We start from the raw sequence: 16,124 nt of genomic DNA, 5'->3' as shown, positions 1-16,124 counted from the left end.
TCTGAAACCTCTGAATCTACATTGTGCAACGGAAATTAAGACGGTACCCCCTGCGTGTCAACCGGTCGGGACGGTCCGAGCCCTGGAGGGTGCGCTCGGCGAGGCTCGTCGGGAAGCCGTTGACGCGCGGCTGCGGCGCTGCCTACCGTCTACGAAACCCACTTGGCGAAACATTGAGTTTCACATATTGGAATCGAGGCGATTGTGGTCGAACAACGACGTGCCGGCCGGGTGGACGCCTGGCTGACGCTCGCGGGTGTCAGCGGCGATGGGCTCCCGGCCATCGCCGCTGAGGTGGAGCGGCTGGGGTTCGCCCGCCTGTGGTTCCCGGAGACCCCCACCAGCCGCGAGGCGTTCACCCAGGCCGCACTACTGCTGGCGGCCACCGAGCGGCTCGGCGTCGCGACGGGCATCGCCAACGTCTACGCACGCGACGCCACGGCCGCGGCCGCCGCCGGGCACACCCTGGAACTCGCCTTCCCCGGACGGTTCGTGATGGGGCTGGGCACCAGCCACGCCGTGCGCAACGCCGAGCGGGGCCACCAGCACACCAAGCCGCTGGCCTACATGGCCTCCTACCTCGACTCCCTGGACCAGACCGGACGGTTCGACACCGGCGATGCAAGACCCCCGGTGGTACTGGCCGCGTTGCGGCCGAGGATGCAGGACCTGGCCCGTGAACGCGCCGCCGGGGTGCACACCTTCTTCGTCACCCCCGACCACACCGCGGCGGCACGCACCCTGCTCGGCGACCGCCCGCTGCTGGTGCCCCAGCAGGCGTTCATCATCACCGACGACATCGACGCGGCGATGCCGCTGGGCGCCGCCTACGTCGCCTCACGCCTCGCCCTGCCCAACTACGTCCACCACCTGCAGGCCCTGGGACACACGGAGGTCGAGGTCAACGGGCAGGCCACCGAGAAGCTGGTCCACGAGATGGTCGCCATCGGCGGCCCCGATGCGGTGGCCCGCAGGATCGAGGAGCACCTCGCCGCCGGCGCCACGCGCGTGGCCGCACACCCCCTGCACGCCCACGACGGAGGGCTGGCCCAACTGGCCGCTCTCGCCGAGGAGATCCGGCCGTGAACCCCACCGCGAATCTCGCCTACCTGCTGGAGACGACCGCCGCCCACTTCCCCGGCCGCGAGGCGATCGTGGCGGGCGCGCGGCGCCTGACCTACCGCGAACTCGACCTCGCATCCCGCGCATGCGCGAACCTGCTCACCGAACTGGGCGTAGGCCGCGGCGATGTTGTCGCGCTCACCTGCCCCAACATCCCCGAGTTCACAATCGCCTACTACGGGATCCTCCGAGCCGGCGCGGCCGTCGTCCCGCTCAACACGCTCCTGAAGCGCAGCGAGATCGCCTACCACCTCAACGACTCCGGCGCCTCGGTGTACTTCTGCCACCAAGACGTCGCCGGGCTGGCCATGGACTCCGAAGGCTGGGCCGGCTTCCAGCACGCCCCCCAGTGCCGGCAGTTCGTCAGCATCACCACCGACCCCGCTGGCGCCCCGCCGCACCCCGAGGCGCGCACCCTGGGCTCCGCGCTCGCCGACACCCCCGTCGACCACACCATGGTGGCGGTCGACGAGGACGACACCGCCGTCATCCTCTACACCTCCGGCACCACCGGCACGCCCAAGGGCGCCGAGCTGCGCCACCGCAACCTGCGCGACAACGCCCTGCTGGGCCGGCTGCTGTTCGAAGCCAGCCCCGACCGTCCCGACCGGCACCTGTCCGCCCTGCCGCTGTTCCACTCGTTCGGCCAGACCGTCTGCCAGAACGGCGTCATCGCCTTCGCCGGCACGAGCGTCCTCATGCCGCGCTTCAAACCCCAGGCGGCGCTGACCCTGATGGCCGACGAGAAGATCACCGTCTTCGCCGCCGTTCCGACCATGTACTGGGCCCTGCTCAACGCGATCGACCAGATGCAGAAGGAGGCCGGCGACAACAGCGGTGCCTCCTCGATCGCCGCCTTCACCCAGCACCTGCGGGTAGCCAACTCCGGGGGTGCCGCACTCCCGGGCGAGATCCACGCCGCCTTCGAGCGCGTCTTCGGCGTGACCATCCTGGAGGGGTACGGCCTCTCCGAGACCAGCCCCATCGCGGCGTTCTCGCCGTTCGGCGCCCCGGCCAAGGCGGGTTCGATCGGGCTGCCGGTGCCCGGCGTGGAAATGAAACTCCTGCGGCCCGGCTCCTGGACAGACCTTCCGCCCGGCCGTGACGTCGGCGAGATCGCCGTACGCGGCCACAACGTGATGAAGGGCTACTTCGGCCGCCCGGAAGCCACCGCCGAGGCCCTCAGGAACGGCTGGCTGCGCACCGGCGACCTGGCACGCCGCGACGCGGACGGCTGGTACTACATCGTCGACCGCTCCAAGGACCTCATCATCCGCGGCGGCTTCAACGTGTACCCGCGCGAGATCGAAGAACGTCTCCTGACCCACCCGGACATCTCGCTGTGCGCCGTGATCGGCGTACCCCACCCCGGCCACGGCGAGGAGATCAAAGCCGTCGTCGTCCGCCGGCCGGGATCCGACCTGAGCGAGACGGAACTGATCGCCTGGTGCAAGGAGAAGATGGCCGGCTACAAGTATCCGCGGATCGTCGAGTTCGCCGCCACGCTGCCCATGACCGCCACCGGCAAGATCCTCAAGCGCGGCCTGGGCGCACGCGAGGGCGGCAGCACCAGCGGATGACGCACTCGTCCCGCCCGGCGACTCGCTGCTCATACTGCGCTTCAGCAGATCCGGGATGCGCTGGGCCCGGGCGGCCGGATGCCTGGTCCGCCCCGGTCTAGCCGACCGGAATACGCCCTCGCGGGCGCCGGTTGTAGCCGATATGCACCACCCTCAAGAGCCGCCCAGCGGCATACACCCGCTGCTCGCCGGGCGCTTCAGCCCCTCCCGATTCGATCCGTCGGCGGCTGTCGACGACCGCGCCCTGAAGCTGCTGCTGGAAGCCGCGCGGTGGGCGCCGTCGGCGGGGAACACCCAGCCGTGGGGCTTCTTCACCGCCAGGCCCGGTGAGCCGGAGTACGACCGTGTACTGCCGCACCTCGCGCCGAGCTCGGCGCGCTGGGCGACGGATGCCGGTCTGCTCGTCGTCACCCTGGCGCACCGGCACGTCGACGACACGGAGCTGCTCTTCTCCGGCTTCGCGGACTACGACCTCGGCCAGGCCACCGCTCACCTGACGGTACAAGCCCAGGCCCTGAAACTGGCCGCGCGCCAATTCCGGGCCTTCGACCTGGAAGGGCTCACCAAGGAGTTGAACCCGAACCCCGGCTGGGTGATCGTCTCCATGGTCGCCGTGGGCAAGCCAGCAGACGGCCCCGCACAGGATCGTGACCGGCACAGCATCGCGCACCTGCGATCCGCCCCATGGGTACCGGCGCGGTAACAGCCGCACATGTGGCACGGCGAGGTGAACGCAGCAACCACCAGCGCCGCCCGCCTGCTCCCAGCCCGTACGACATCTGCTGCGCCCAGGCCTGGGCGCAGCACTGCGAGGTGCGCGTCTCAGCCGCGCGGGGCAGGCCGCGAGAAGGTGTGCACCAGCTCGATCAGATGGGGAGCAAACGCGGTCATCCGCTCCTGGGTCCATCGGTGCCCGGGACCGGACACCGATACCGCCAGGTCGGCGCCCGGCACCGGGGTCGCCACACCGTGGACCCCGGGGTGGTTGGCGCCGAAGGACAGGACGTAGCCCAACTTGCGCGCCTCGGCGGCTCGTTCCCGCACCCCGCTGGTTGCTTCGGCGGGCAACGTGTCCAGCACCGCGGTCAGTTCGTCCTGGCCGAGGTTGGCCAGGAGCGCCGTCCCTGCACTCCCGCGGACGACCGGGGTCAGTTCGCCCGGGGTCCAGACCCGGCGCAGCGGGTGCAGGGTCGACTCGGCACCGAGCACCAGGACGACGCTGGCACCGACCCGCCGGTGCAGCGTGCAGGTCTCCCCGCTCTCGGCGGCGATCGTCTGGAGCAGGGGCAGGTAGGCGTTGTCGGTGTCGAAGCTGGGCAGGACGGCAGCGGCGAGCGAGTACAGCCGACCTCCGACGCTGTAGCCGCCGCCCGGGGCGTGCTCAAGGAATTCTTCTTCCTGCAGTGCCCGCAGCAGCCGGTAGGTCATGCTCCTGCCGAAGCCGGTCTGCCTCACGACCTCCTCCAGCATGAGCGGTTGTTCCGACCGGCCCACGACGTCGAGTACGCGCAGGGCGCGCTTCGCCGTGTCCGCTCCCCCGGGGCGCGCCGTAGAGGTCTCAGGCATACGCTCAGTCTAAAGGTGCACATCGACGGTGCCGGGAGCGTCTTGCCTTTCCTGGCCAAGCTGGTCGGCCGCCTGGGGACGCGCCGGTGACGCCGAACCGTCACCGTGCGGGCCCTGTCGGCCCGTTCGGCGGACTGCCGGATACCGGCGACCATGTCCGATCCCGGGCGTACCCGGGGCCCTGCGGCCGTCGGCTCGGGATGACCGGCGACGATTCCCTATCGTTGCCGAAGAGCGGCACGATCAGGCACGACGACGGTTCGCGCCCTGGACACGGAGTTAGTTCCTCCGGGGTGGTGGAGGCGGGCATGACCGGGGCCTTGCCGCTGGGCTTTGCGCCGGCAGGCGGGTCGGGGCGGAACCCCTCGGGGAACAGTTCACTGGGGGTGGCCTCCGGGCGTCTCGCCGTCGAAGGCCCAGGCACCGGTGATAGCAGTCATGGTCATGGCTTGCCTCGATCCTTGAGTGAGAGGCAGCTGTGCTGAATGAGCCGGTCTGACGGTGCAGCACCTCGTGTGGCGTCAGTGCGCTGCCTGGGCCGGACCGGCGGTGAACATGTCGAGGAGGGGCTGCGGGGCGTCCGGGTGGAAGATCAGCTCCTGGCCGGTGGCGGATTCCCTCTGGGTGTGTTCGCTGCGCGGGAAGAGGAGCGCCTCGTAGGCGGCCAGCGCCGCTTCGGTGTCGTTCGGGTGGTCGGCCAGACAGCGGCCGAGGTCGGCGCCGTCGATGAGGGCGAGGTTGGCGCCTTCGCCCGCGAACGGGGACATCAGGTGCGCGGCGTCGCCAGTCAGCGACACGCCCGGGACGCGTTCCCAGCGGTGGCCGATGGGCAGCGCGTGGATCAGACGGGGGATCAGCGGGCCGTCCGCGTCGTTGATGAGCTGGCGCAACTGCGGCGCCCAGTCGGCGAAGTGCTCCAGCAGGGCCGTCTTAACGAGGTCAGGGTTGCTGAAGTCCCAGCCGGTGAGGGTGGTTTCTGGAGTGCGCAGCGCGGTGTAGATGTGCAGGCTGCCGTCGCCCGAGGAGGCCCTGGTCACCGCCGAGGGCGAAGAACATGCCGCCGCCCAGGAGTTCGGCCGCCTCGGGGTGGCGGGTCGCGGCGTCGAGCAGGTCCAGTTCGACGAACGAGATGCCGGTGTACTCCGGTCGGGCCGCGGAGACCAGCGGGCGGATGCGGGAGAAGGCGCCGTCGGCGCCGATGAGCAGGTCGCAGGTGATGGCCACGCCGTCGGCGAAGGTGACCTCGTGTTGTCCCTCACCGAGCGCACGGGCGCCGGTGACCTGGCGGCCCCAGCGGATCATGTCCTTGGGCAGCGCGTCGAGCAGCAGGTCGCGCAGGTCGCCGCGGTCGATCTCGGGACGGTCCCCGGTGCCGTCGTCTTCCTCGGCGAGCAGCACCTTGCCGTGCTTGTTGAACACGCGCAGTGTCTCGCCGCCGGCATGGACACGGGCCCGGAATGCGTCGTAAAGGCCGGCGGTGCGCAGGGCGGCCTGCCCGGTGTCCTCGTGGATGTCGAGCATGCCGCCCTGGGTGCGGGCCTGCGGTGAAGCGTCACCTTCGAAGATGGTGGCGGCGATGTTGTTGATGTGCAGGACTCGGGCGAGGGCCAGGCCGCTCAGGCCGCCGCCCACGATGGCGATGGGGTGGTGGGTGGTGGGGGTCATCTGCGGTTACCTTTCGGGGCGGCGGCCGGCTGCCGGCCGTCGGAGTGCGCTTGGCGAGGCATTGCTCAGAGTTCAGGCGGGAACAGGCTGTGCGGGGCGGTGTCGCTGAAACAGGCGTCCAAGATGAACGCGGACGCCTCGGCGGCCTTGGCGCTGCGGGTGAACATGGCTTCCTCGTAACGGGCCACGGCCGCGTCGAGGTCGCCGGGCTGCGCGGTGATCGCCTTCGCCAGTTCGGCACCATCGAACAGAGCCAGGTTTGCGCCGCTGCCGGCAAACGGCGACATGAGGTGTGCCGCATCTCCCAGCAGCGTCAGGCCGGGCACGTGCTGCCACGTCAGACCGACGGGCAGGGCGTAGATGGTCCGCGGGATGAGAGCGCTGTCCGCCTCGCTGATCAGGGCGCGCAGTTCGGGGGCCCAGTCGGCGAACTCCTTCAGCAGAATGGCCTTGCCCGTGTCGGCGGAAGTCCAGTCGGTGTGGTGGATCCATTCGCGTGATGTGCGCAGGGCGATGTAGATGTGCAGCGAGCCGTCGGGTTCGCGGTGGGCGAGCAAGCCGCGGTTGGCGCCCAGAGCCATCAGCATGCCGTTGCCGACGACCTTGGCAGGGCCGGGGTGCCGGGCGTCGGCGTCGTAGTGGTCGACCTCGATGAAGGACACTCCGCTGTAGACGGGGACCGCGTCGGTGACCAGGGGGCGGATGCGGGACCAGGCGCCGTCCGCGCCGACGAGCAGGTCGCTGACCGCCTTTGTGCCGTCCTGGAGGGTGATCTCATGGCGCCCTCCGTCGAGAGCGCGGGCCGAGAGCACGCGGCTCCCCCACCGGATCGTGCCGGCAGGCAGCGAATTGATGAGCATGGCGCGCAGGTCGCCGCGGTCCACTTCGGGCCGGTCGCCCTCATCGCTGTCGTCGACGGCATCGACGAAGACGGTGTTGTGCTGGTCCAGGATCCGCTTGGCCTGCCCACCGGCGTGCACGATGCTGCAGAACTGTCCGATCAGCTGGGCATCAGCGAGTGCGGGCTGACCGTCGTCGGCGCCGATGTCGAGCATGCCGCCCTGCGTGCGGGCGTCGGGCGAGGCATCCGCCTCGAACACGGTGCAGGGGATGTCGTGCAGGTGAAGTACGCGTGCGAGGACGAGCCCGCCAAGGCCGCCACCTACGATCGCGATGGTCGGGGTTGTCATCTGGTCTCCAAGAGTTCGGTCCCGGCCGGAGGCCGGGCGAGGGGCGCCGGCAGGCAGCGGCGCGGAGGAAGGGTGTCGATCAGCCGATGCTGTACGTGCGCACGGGGGCCAGGGCCGTGGACCAGTCGACGAGCTGGTCGAGGACCGACTTCAGGGCCGCGGTCTGATGCTCACCAGGGGTGAAATCGCTGAAGCCAGCGAAGTCGGTGTGCATGCTCAAGGCGACCTGAGCGGACACAACGGCGATCTGCAGCGCGCCCATGACCGGCCGCAGTGCCTCGACGGCGCGCACGCCGCCGTCCATGCCGTACGACACGAAGGCGGCCGCCTTGTTGTTCCACTCGGCGTAGACATGGTCAAGGGCGTTCTTGAGCACGCCGGGGAAGGAGTGGTTGTACTCCGGGGTGACGAAGACGAAGCCGTCGTACCCCGCGACGGTGCGGGCCCACTCCTGAGTGGCGGGCTGGGTGTAGCGACCCATGGCCGGCGGCATGGGCTCGGACAGATGGGCGAGGTTGACCTCGGCGAGATCGACGAGGTCGAAACGGGCGTCACTGCGCTGGCGGGCCTGGTCAAGAACCCAGCCGGCTACGGCCTCGCCGCGGCGGCCCTCACGGGTGCTGGCCAGCACAACAGCAATCTTGATCATGAGAACTCTCCGTGGAGTGGGAAGGACGTGGACGGGAGTTGGCGAAGCTGCCGGTTCGGGTAGTGGAGGCAGCGCATGCGGTGCGCGGGCGGATCTACTTGCCGGGTTTGCCGCGCAGCGCCACTTCCTTGATCAGCCAGGAGGCGGCGAACCAGGCGGCACACAACACCGCGAGGGCGAGGAAGACCGAACCCGTGCCCTGGGCCACCCCGTCGAGGTACGCCCGGCCGTCGTCCGGGGTGCGTCCGTCGAGCGCGTGGGTGAACAGGGACCCGAAGGCGGTGACGCCGAGGGAGCCGCCGAGGCACACCGTCTGCTGGAACAGCGGGAGGTACAGCACGCCCGCGAACATCACGATGCTCACTCGTGGGCGCCCTGGTCCCGCCGCGGGAGCGGAGGGCATCCGGCTCGGGCGCTGCCGGGTGAGCCGAGGCCGGCGTACGACCCGGACCGCACGACACTGACCCGTTGAGCGGCGACACGAGGAAGAAGGACGATCCCACGCGCGCCGGCGTCATGATCAGCGGCTGGGGCAACTACGGCAAGACCGCGTCCGTCTGCTCAGCCGGGGCCGTCTTCGAAGACCAATGGCTGAAACTACACGACAGTCTCCACCCTGGGGCGCTACCGGGCACGCGTGATCTTCATGCACCGGTCGTCTACGTCTCCACCCCGGTGACAGCGACCCCGAAGAGCCTGTGCGCATCAATCCTGGGCTTCTTCCGTGCCCCGACCCGCAGGGCGGCCACACTGCCGGAACTGGTACGGCAGGTTGCCGACTCCCTGCACGACCACGGCGTCAAAGCACTGATTCTGGACGACATCAGCCGACTTCGGATGCACCGTGCCGACGACCAGGACGTCCTCGACCTGCTGCGGGCCTTCATGAGTCTGGACGTCACGTTGATCCTGACCGGCGTCAACATCCAGGGCGTCGGGCTGCTGCGCGAGGCCAGATGGAACAAGAAGACCCGGCAGTGGGAGATGCCACCGCTGGAGTCAACCCGCATCCACGGCTTGGAGATCACCCAGACCGAGCACCGTTTCGACCTCATCGAGCTCGATCGCTTCCGCTACGTGACTCCGAACCAGATCGCTACCTTCGTCGGCCACTTGAAGGGAATCGAGCAGCATCTGCGGCTGATGCATGCGAAGCCGGGCATGCTCACGGACGGCACCATGCCGGAGTACCTCATGCGCCGTACCGGCGGCGTCATCGGCCTGTTGGGACGACTGCTCGAGGACGGAGCTCAGGAGGCCATGGAGTCCGAGAAGGAACTGATCGACGAAAGCCTGCTGGACGAAATCGTGCTCAGGCGGGACGCACCCGAGCAGGCGCCAGACGAGCCCGTGATCCCGGCGGACTCGCAGACGGCCGTCACAAGGCGGCGGGCGAAACGGCCGCGGAACACCACGTTCGATGACCATGGCCCCACTGCGCACGCGGGCGCCTGACAAATGAGCCTGGGTCCTCTCCCCCGGAGTCTCGAACCTGCGCCAGGAGAGTCCCTGGTCAGCTACCTGCTGCGGCTCGGGCATCGCCTCAGCCTCCCGCCTCTGCAGCTGATCCGTGCCGCGGGCTGGACTGATCGCGTCCACGCTGCACACATCCCAGGCAGTCTGTTGTTGAGTCTCACCGGGCCGGAGACACAAGGGTTCGCCCGCCTGACCCGGCAGACAGCCGCGGAAGTGTCGGCACTGACACTGGCACAGTGGCGAGACCGGTATCCGCCCATCGCCCAGTCGGAATCGTCCGCGCCCGGGCCGGGACCGAGGAGGCCGGACCCGTGGCTCTTCGTCGGCTCCCCCCGGTATTGCCCCTCCTGCCTGACAGGTGACTGCTCCCCGGCTCAGCAACTCCACGGCGGCGCCTGGCACAAGCTGTGGCACCTTCCCAGTTCGAACGAGTCCTCCGCGAGCTCGGCGCCGAACTCCGAGCACCCCGGCGACCGCTCATCGACTACCAGCGCCGACGCGAGGCACTCAGGGACTGGGCTCTTCCTGGGGACGATTGGGATGCCCTGGTCAGCGAGTTGCCACCGCTTCCCGGCCCCATCCGGCCACCGGTCGGTGACCGCAAACGCCAGGACGCCTCCGTCTACATCTGGGTACAGGTCACACAAGGCGAGCATCTCTTCGCCCCGCGCACCATCGAGGCCGAACAGCCTCAACACATCCAGCTCGAATGGGCCCTCCGCCGCAACACCACCTGGTACAACCTCGTCCGCCCAGACACCTTTCGACACTATGCCGACCTGCGGAAACTCCTCGCCGAATATGCCCAACAGCTCGCCCGGGACATCGACTCGGGTGCAGTCAGCCCCTCCATACCCAATGAGCAGCCCGACGCTCACGCACAGTGAACACTGAGAGTTTTGATCCGCCAACTAACCCCCTCAAGATCCGCCAACAAGAATTCCCCACGGGCTCCTGGCCTGCATGGTTCAGACCATGATCCGCCAGCTAAAACTCTCGGTCACAGCGGTCCGGAGGATCCATGCAGGACCGCATTGCATAAAAGTGCAGCGAAACGTATAGTCATGCCATCCAGGAGGAGGGTTTTTCCATGGCGGTACGTGCGGCGGTGGCCGGAGCGAGCGGGTATGCGGGCGGTGAGCTGCTGCGTCTGCTCCTGACCCACCCCGAGGTCGAGATCGGCGCCCTGACCGGGAACTCCAACGCCGGACAGCGACTGGGCGCGCTCCAGCCGCACCTGCTGCCGCTCGCGGACCGGGTGCTGGAGCCGACCACCCCCGAGGCGCTCGCCGGGCACGACGTCGTCTTCCTCGCGCTGCCGCACGGCCAGTCCGCCGCCGTCGCCGAGCAGCTCGGCGACGAGGTGCTCGTGATCGACATGGGCGCCGACTTCCGTCTGAAGGACGCCGGCGACTGGGAGACCTTCTACGGCTCCCCGCACGCCGGCACCTGGCCCTACGGCCTGCCCGAACTGCCGGGTGGCCGCGCCGCGCTGGAGGGGTCCAAGCGTGTCGCGGTACCCGGTTGCTACCCGACCGCCGTCTCCCTCGCCCTGTTCCCGGCCTACGCCGCCGGGCTCGCCGAGGCCGAGGCCGTGGTCGTCGCCGCGTCCGGCACCTCCGGCGCGGGCAAGTCGCCCAAGCCGCACCTGCTGGGCAGCGAGGTCATGGGCTCCATGTCGCCGTACGGCGTGGGCGGCGGGCACCGGCACACCCCCGAGATGATCCAGAACCTCAGCGCGGCGGCCGGCGAACGCGTCACCGTGTCCTTCACGCCCACCCTGGCGCCGATGCCCCGCGGCATCCTCGCCACCTGCTCCGTGAGGGCGAGGCCCGGCGTCACCGCCGAGTCCGTGCGCGCCGCCTATGAGAAGGCCCTCGCCGACGAGCCCTTCGTCCATCTCCTCCCCGAGGGGCAGTGGCCCGCCACCGCCTCCGTGTACGGCTCCAACGCCGTCCAGGTGCAGGTCGCGTACGACGCCGCCGCGGGCCGGATCGTCGCGATCAGCGCCATCGACAACCTGACCAAGGGCACCGCGGGCGGTGCCGTCCAGAGCATGAACATCGCCCTGGGTCTCGACGAGACCACGGGACTTTCGACGATCGGAGTTGCGCCGTGAGTGTGACGGCAGCAAAGGGATTCACGGCGGCGGGCATCGCCGCCGGGATCAAGGAGAACGGCAACCCCGACCTGGCCCTCGTGGTCAACAACGGCCCCCGCCGCGCCGCCGCCGGCGTCTTCACCGCCAACCGCGTGAAGGCCGCCCCCGTGCTCTGGTCCGAGCAGGTCCTCAGGAGCGGGCAGCTCGCCGCCGTGGTCCTCAACTCCGGCGGCGCCAATGCCTGCACCGGTCCCAAGGGCTTCCAGGACACCCACGCCACCGCCGAGAAGGCCGCCGAGGTGCTGGGCGTCGGCGCCGGCGAGGTCGCCGTCTGCTCGACGGGCCTCATCGGCGTCCTGCTCCCCATGGACAAGCTGCTCCCCGGCGTCGAGACCGCCGCAGGACAGCTCTCCGAGCACGGCGGCGAGAAGGCCGCCATCGCCATCAAGACCACCGACACCGTCCACAAGACGTCCGTGGCCGGCAAGGACAGCTGGACCGTCGGCGGCATGGCCAAGGGCGCGGGCATGCTCGCCCCCGGCCTCGCCACCATGCTCGTCGTCCTCACCACCGACGCCGACGTCGACGGCGAGACCCTGGACAAGGCGCTGCGCGCGGCCACCAAGGTCACCTTCGACCGCGTCGACTCCGACGGCTGCATGTCCACCAACGACACCGTGCTGCTGCTCGCCTCCGGCGCCTCCGGCGTCACCCCGGCGTACGAGGACTTCGCCGAGGCCGTACGGCAGGTGTGCGACGACCTCGGCCAGCAGCTCATCCGCGACGCCGAGGGCGCCAGCAAGGACATCAAGGTCGAGGTCGTGAACGCGGCCACCGAGGACGACGCCGTCGAGGTGGGCCGCTCCATCGCCCGCAACAACCTCCTCAAGTGCGCCATCCACGGCGAGGACCCCAACTGGGGGCGCGTCCTGTCCGCCATCGGCACCACCCGGGCCGCCTTCGAGCCCGACCGCCTCAACGTCGCCATCAACGGCGTCTGGGTCTGCAAGAACGGCGGAGTGGGCGAGGACCGCGACAAGGTCGACATGCGCTACCGCGAGGTGCACGTCGTCGCCGACCTGGCCGCCGGCGACGCCACCGCCACCATCTGGACCAACGACCTCACCGCCGACTACGTCCACGAGAACAGCGCCTACTCCTCATGACCGTCACCCGTAAGCACACCGCGCTGCCCAAGGCGCAGATCCTCATCGAGGCCCTGCCCTGGCTGACCCGGCACCACGGCAAGACCGTCGTCATCAAGTTCGGCGGCAACGCCATGGTCGACGAGGACCTCAAGGCGGCCTTCGCCCAGGACGTCGTCTTCCTGCGGCACGCCGGGCTGAAGCCTGTCGTCGTGCACGGCGGCGGCCCGCAGATCAGCCGCGCGCTCGAGACGCACGGCATCGTCAGCGAGTTCAAGGCCGGCCTGCGCGTCACCACCGAGGACGCCATGGACGTCGTGCGCATGGTGCTCGCCGGGCAGGTCCAGCGGGAGCTGGTCGGGCTGCTCAACCGGCACGGCCCGCTCGCCGTCGGCCTCACCGGCGAGGACGCGCACACCCTCACCGCCATCAAGCACCAGCCCGAGATCGACGGAGAGCTGGTCGACATCGGGCGGGTGGGCGAGATCACCGAGATCGACACGGGCGCGATCGAGGCACTGCTCGCCGACGGCCGCATCCCGGTCGTCTCGTCGATCGCCCGCTCCCAGGACGACCACCATGTCTACAACGTCAATGCTGATACGGCGGCTGCGGCACTCGCTGCTGCTCTGGGCGCCGAAACCCTCATGGTCCTCACGGACGTCGAGGGCCTCTACGAGGACTGGCCGAACAGCGACGAGGTGATCAGCCGTCTCACCGCGTCGCAGCTGGAGAAGCTCCTGCCGGACCTGTCCTCCGGCATGGTGCCCAAGATGGAGGGCTGCCTCCACGCCGTACGCAACGGCGTGAACACCGCCCGCGTCATCGACGGCCGGGTCCAGCACTCGATCCTGCTGGAGATCTTCACGGACGAGGGCATCGGCACCATGGTCGTGCCCGACGAACAGGGGGAGTCGTGAGCAACGCGGAACTCACCGCCCGGTGGCAGGGCGCGCTGATGAACAACTACGGCACCCCCCGCCTCCCCCTGGTGCGCGGGGAGGGCCAGCGGCTCTGGGACGCCGACGGCAAGGAGTACCTCGACTTCGTCGGGGGCATCGCGACCAACGCCCTCGGCCACGCCCACCCGGCGGTCGTCGAGGCCGTGACCCGGCAGATCTCCTCCCTCGGCCACATCTCCAACCTCTTCCTCGCCGAGCCGACCGTGGCACTGGCCGAGCGGCTGCTCCAGCTCTTCGGCCGGGACGGCAGGGTCTTCTTCTGCAACTCCGGCGCCGAGGCGAACGAGGCCGCCTTCAAGATCGGCCGGCTCACCGGACGCACCCACGTCGTCGCCACCGAGGGCGCCTTCCACGGCCGCACCATGGGCGCCCTCGCCCTGACCGGGCAGGCCGGCAAGCGGGAGCCGTTCCTGCCGCTGCCCGGCGACGTCACCCACGTGCCGTTCGGCGACGCCCAGGCCCTGGACGCGGCCGTCACCGAGGACACGGCCGTCGTCGTCCTCGAACCCATCCAGGGCGAGCTGGGCGTCGTCGTCCCGCCCCCCGGCTACCTCAAGGCGGCCCGCGCCATCACCGCCGCCAAGGGCGCGCTGCTGGTCCTCGACGAGGTGCAGACCGGCGTCGGCCGCACCGGGAACTGGTTCGAGTACCAGGCCCACGAGGGCGTGCTCCCGGACGTCGTGACCCTCGCCAAGCAGCTCGGCGGCGGTCTGCCGCTCGGTGCCACCGTCGCCTTCGGCCGCGCGGCCCACCTGCTCGCACCCGGACACCACGGCACCACCTTCGGCGGCAACCCGGTGGCCTGCGCCGCCGGACTCGCCGTGCTCGACACCATCGCCGACGAGGGGCTGCTGGAGAACGTCAAGCGGCAGGGCGCGAAACTCCGCGACGGGATCGAGGGCTCCGGCCACGCGTTGATCGACCACGTCCGGGGAGCGGGCCTCCTCCTGGGTATCGTGCTCACCGAGCCGCTCGCGCCCCAGGCGCAACAGGCGGCTCAGGACGCCGGGTTCCTTGTGAACGCGCCCGCCCCCGATGTCGTACGGCTGATGCCTCCGCTGAACCTCGGCGACGACGCGGTGGACGCGTTCCTCGGGGCGCTGCCCGGCATCCTGGACGCCGCCGGCCAGGCGGGCGGGGAAGGACGATCCGGAGAATGAGACGACGATGAGCCAGGAGCAGGATCAGGAGCGCACGGCGGGAGGGGCCGGGCAGGCCGGGCCCGCCGTGCCGCAGACCCGTACCGCGCGGCACCGGCGGATCGTGGACATCCTCAACCGGCAGCCGGTGCGGTCGCAGAGCCAGCTCGCGAAGCTGCTCGCCGACGACGGGCTGAGCGTCACCCAGGCGACGCTCTCCCGCGACCTCGACGAGCTGAACGCGGTCAAGATCCGCAACAACGACGGGGATCTGATCTACGCGGTGCCCAGTGAGGGGGGTTTCCGCACGCCGCGGGCGCCGTTGGGGGAGTCCGCCAAGGAGGAGCGGATGCGGAGGCTGTCGGCGGAGCTGCTGATTTCCGCGGAGGCGTCCGCGAATCTGGTCGTCCTTCGGACGCCGCCCGGGGCCGCGCAGTTCCTGGCGTCCGCGATCGATCAGGCGGAGTTGCAGGACATTCTCGGGACCATCGCCGGGGACGACACGTTGCTGCTGATCAGCAGGGAGCCCACGGGTGGGCAGGCGCTGGCTGATCACTTGCTGCGGTTGGCTCAGAACGGGCACTGAGGGGTCGGCCGCGCGCCCTAAGGCGCCTGCCGACTGCGGGCAGTCGTTCCGCTTGGGGCGGCACGGGTGGGCGCAGGCGGCACCCCCCAGCGGGCCTGTGTCGCACCCCTGTGCGGCCACCGGGTTGTGGGGCCTGTTGCACGCCGGGTGCGGCCCGGTGCGTGGCTGGTCGCGCAGTTCCCCGCGCCCCTTACGGGGTGCTCGTCAGCCCAGCCACCGGGCTAGGTGTGCTGTGCAACGTACCTCGTCGCCCGCTGTGATCAGGAGGGCCTCCGTGTCGGGGAGGGACTCCAGCCAGCGCAGGCCCTCCCGTGAGCCCATCGCGAAGGCCGCCGTGGCCCAGCAGTCCGCCCACGTCAGCCGGGGAGCGACCACCGTCACCGCCACCAGGTCGGTCACCGCGGAGAGGCCCGTACGGGGGTCGACGATGTGGTCGCCGCGCTCCGCGGTCCCCGACGTGGCCACCGCAAGCTCCCGCGCGCCGGCCGCGGAGACCACCGCCGCCAGCCCTCCGGGGCGCAACGGGTCCGCCACACCCACCCGCCAGGGCCGTCCCGTCCCCGGTGACCCGAGCAACTGGACGTCTCCGCCCCCGTTGACGTTCACCCCCGACGCCCCGGCCGCCAGCAGCCGCCGGGCCGCGCGCTCGGTGGCCCAGCCCTTGACGATCCCGGTCGGGTCGAGCTCTCCCCGGTACCGCGTGCTGAACCAGCCTCCGCTGACCCGTTCCGCCTCCGCGGCCAGCTCCAGCACCTCGGCGACCTCGGGATCGCACGCCCCGACGTCCAGCTCACCGCGCGCCAGCCGGGAGATCTGGCTGTCCTCGCGGTAGGTGCTGAACACCTCGTCCACCCGGCGCAGTCCGGCGACGGCGTCCTCCATCGCCGCGCGCACCGCGCCCGGTTCCCCGCCGCGGACGTCGAGCGAGAAGACGGTCCCCATC

15 protein-coding genes and 2 pseudogenes are annotated in these 16,124 nt (G+C 70.2%); 10 read left to right on the top strand and 7 right to left on the bottom strand.

Annotated elements, in window-relative coordinates; genetic code table 11:
• Nucleotides 1-204 precede the first annotated feature (204 nt).
• The 3 genes from ACIF8S_RS23515 (at nucleotide 205) to ACIF8S_RS23505 (ending at nucleotide 3,405) form a co-directional block, all read left to right on the top strand.
• Nucleotides 205-1,086 carry a TIGR03620 family F420-dependent LLM class oxidoreductase gene (locus ACIF8S_RS23515; RefSeq protein WP_387796729.1) on the top strand — a complete coding sequence of 294 codons (882 nt, stop codon included), beginning with the start codon at nucleotides 205-207 and terminating at the stop codon, nucleotides 1,084-1,086.
• Complete coding sequence (locus ACIF8S_RS23510) at nucleotides 1,083-2,702, top strand: long-chain fatty acid--CoA ligase (RefSeq protein WP_400001476.1); 1,620 nt, start codon at nucleotides 1,083-1,085, stop codon at nucleotides 2,700-2,702. The genes ACIF8S_RS23515 and ACIF8S_RS23510 overlap by 4 nt, the downstream gene beginning before the upstream one ends.
• A gap of 142 nt (nucleotides 2,703-2,844) precedes the next feature.
• On the top strand, nucleotides 2,845-3,405 hold the full coding sequence (locus ACIF8S_RS23505) for a nitroreductase family protein (RefSeq protein ID WP_387796725.1): 561 nt from the start codon (nucleotides 2,845-2,847) through the stop codon (nucleotides 3,403-3,405).
• A 119-nt stretch (nucleotides 3,406-3,524) separates the two neighbouring features.
• Here the strand turns inward: ACIF8S_RS23505 and ACIF8S_RS23500 are convergent, their stop codons facing one another.
• The 5 genes and pseudogenes from ACIF8S_RS23500 to ACIF8S_RS23480 form a co-directional block, all read right to left on the bottom strand.
• Entirely contained in the window at nucleotides 3,525-4,268 is a 744-nt protein-coding gene (locus tag ACIF8S_RS23500) for an IclR family transcriptional regulator (RefSeq protein ID WP_397723254.1), read from the bottom strand.
• Nucleotides 4,269-4,789: 521 nt separating this feature from the next.
• A pseudogene (locus tag ACIF8S_RS23495) lies at nucleotides 4,790-5,933 on the bottom strand (FAD-dependent oxidoreductase).
• A gap of 65 nt (nucleotides 5,934-5,998) precedes the next feature.
• Nucleotides 5,999-7,123, bottom strand: a complete 1,125-nt coding sequence (locus ACIF8S_RS23490; protein ID WP_400001473.1) for an FAD-dependent oxidoreductase — start codon at nucleotides 7,121-7,123, stop codon at nucleotides 5,999-6,001.
• Nucleotides 7,124-7,202: 79 nt separating this feature from the next.
• Complete coding sequence (locus ACIF8S_RS23485) at nucleotides 7,203-7,772, bottom strand: NADPH-dependent FMN reductase (RefSeq protein WP_400001471.1); 570 nt, start codon at nucleotides 7,770-7,772, stop codon at nucleotides 7,203-7,205.
• A 94-nt stretch (nucleotides 7,773-7,866) separates the two neighbouring features.
• Nucleotides 7,867-8,136: a hypothetical protein gene (locus tag ACIF8S_RS23480; RefSeq protein ID WP_400001469.1), complete on the bottom strand. Its 270-nt coding sequence runs from the start codon at nucleotides 8,134-8,136 to the stop codon at nucleotides 7,867-7,869.
• A gap of 104 nt (nucleotides 8,137-8,240) precedes the next feature.
• Here ACIF8S_RS23480 and ACIF8S_RS23475 point away from each other — a divergent pair, with 104 nt between their 5' ends.
• Nucleotides 8,241-9,227, top strand: a complete 987-nt coding sequence (locus tag ACIF8S_RS23475; RefSeq protein WP_400001467.1) for a TniB family NTP-binding protein — start codon at nucleotides 8,241-8,243, stop codon at nucleotides 9,225-9,227.
• Nucleotides 9,228-9,230: 3 nt separating this feature from the next.
• A pseudogene (locus ACIF8S_RS23470) lies at nucleotides 9,231-9,611 on the top strand (TniQ family protein); the annotation flags it as partial.
• A gap of 11 nt (nucleotides 9,612-9,622) precedes the next feature.
• Here ACIF8S_RS23470 and ACIF8S_RS23465 read toward each other — a convergent pair.
• Complete coding sequence (locus ACIF8S_RS23465; RefSeq protein ID WP_400001592.1) at nucleotides 9,623-10,126, bottom strand: hypothetical protein; 504 nt, start codon at nucleotides 10,124-10,126, stop codon at nucleotides 9,623-9,625.
• Nucleotides 10,127-10,338: 212 nt separating this feature from the next.
• Here ACIF8S_RS23465 and argC point away from each other — a divergent pair, with 212 nt between their 5' ends.
• Genes argC through ACIF8S_RS23440 form a run of 5 tightly spaced genes read left to right on the top strand, consistent with a single transcriptional unit; the run spans nucleotide 10,339 to nucleotide 15,181 of the window.
• Entirely contained in the window at nucleotides 10,339-11,367 is a 1,029-nt protein-coding gene (gene argC, locus ACIF8S_RS23460) for an N-acetyl-gamma-glutamyl-phosphate reductase (RefSeq protein ID WP_400001465.1), read from the top strand.
• Nucleotides 11,364-12,515, top strand: a complete 1,152-nt coding sequence (argJ, locus tag ACIF8S_RS23455; protein WP_400001463.1) for a bifunctional glutamate N-acetyltransferase/amino-acid acetyltransferase ArgJ — start codon at nucleotides 11,364-11,366, stop codon at nucleotides 12,513-12,515. The genes argC and argJ overlap by 4 nt, the downstream gene beginning before the upstream one ends.
• The gene (gene argB, locus ACIF8S_RS23450; protein WP_400001462.1) at nucleotides 12,512-13,414 is read left to right on the top strand and encodes an acetylglutamate kinase; all 903 of its coding nucleotides are present in this window, start codon (nucleotides 12,512-12,514) and stop codon (nucleotides 13,412-13,414) included. Before argJ ends, argB begins: the two co-directional genes overlap by 4 nt.
• Nucleotides 13,411-14,616 (top strand): acetylornithine transaminase, encoded by a 1,206-nt coding sequence (locus ACIF8S_RS23445; protein WP_400001460.1) that lies wholly within the window; start codon nucleotides 13,411-13,413, stop codon nucleotides 14,614-14,616. The genes argB and ACIF8S_RS23445 overlap by 4 nt, the downstream gene beginning before the upstream one ends.
• Before the next feature lie 7 nt (nucleotides 14,617-14,623).
• On the top strand, nucleotides 14,624-15,181 hold the full coding sequence (locus ACIF8S_RS23440; protein WP_400001458.1) for an arginine repressor: 558 nt from the start codon (nucleotides 14,624-14,626) through the stop codon (nucleotides 15,179-15,181).
• A gap of 204 nt (nucleotides 15,182-15,385) precedes the next feature.
• Here the strand turns inward: ACIF8S_RS23440 and ACIF8S_RS23435 are convergent, their stop codons facing one another.
• Nucleotides 15,386-16,123, bottom strand: a complete 738-nt coding sequence (locus tag ACIF8S_RS23435; RefSeq protein WP_400001583.1) for an FAD:protein FMN transferase — start codon at nucleotides 16,121-16,123, stop codon at nucleotides 15,386-15,388.
• Nucleotide 16,124 lies beyond the last annotated feature (1 nt).

It is taken from the genome of Streptomyces sp. NPDC085937 (genome assembly GCF_044540535.1).
In the GTDB taxonomy this organism is placed as follows: Bacteria; Actinomycetota; Actinomycetes; order Streptomycetales; family Streptomycetaceae; genus Streptomyces.
The sequence above is the reverse complement of the archived record's forward strand: the minus strand, read 5'-3'. Positions and strand labels throughout refer to the sequence as shown.

Coding starts and splice junctions, on each gene's coding strand:
- ACIF8S_RS23505 (WP_387796725.1), top strand. CDS start 2,845: ATGCACCACCCTCAAGAGCCGCCCAGCGGCATACACCCGCTGCTCGCC.
- ACIF8S_RS23500 (WP_397723254.1), bottom strand. CDS start 4,268: ATGCCTGAGACCTCTACGGCGCGCCCCGGGGGAGCGGACACGGCGAAG.
- ACIF8S_RS23490 (WP_400001473.1), bottom strand. CDS start 7,123: ATGACAACCCCGACCATCGCGATCGTAGGTGGCGGCCTTGGCGGGCTC.
- ACIF8S_RS23485 (WP_400001471.1), bottom strand. CDS start 7,772: ATGATCAAGATTGCTGTTGTGCTGGCCAGCACCCGTGAGGGCCGCCGC.
- argC (WP_400001465.1), top strand. CDS start 10,339: ATGGCGGTACGTGCGGCGGTGGCCGGAGCGAGCGGGTATGCGGGCGGT.
- argB (WP_400001462.1), top strand. CDS start 12,512: ATGACCGTCACCCGTAAGCACACCGCGCTGCCCAAGGCGCAGATCCTC.
- ACIF8S_RS23440 (WP_400001458.1), top strand. CDS start 14,624: ATGAGCCAGGAGCAGGATCAGGAGCGCACGGCGGGAGGGGCCGGGCAG.
- ACIF8S_RS23435 (WP_400001583.1), bottom strand. CDS start 16,123: ATGGGGACCGTCTTCTCGCTCGACGTCCGCGGCGGGGAACCGGGCGCG.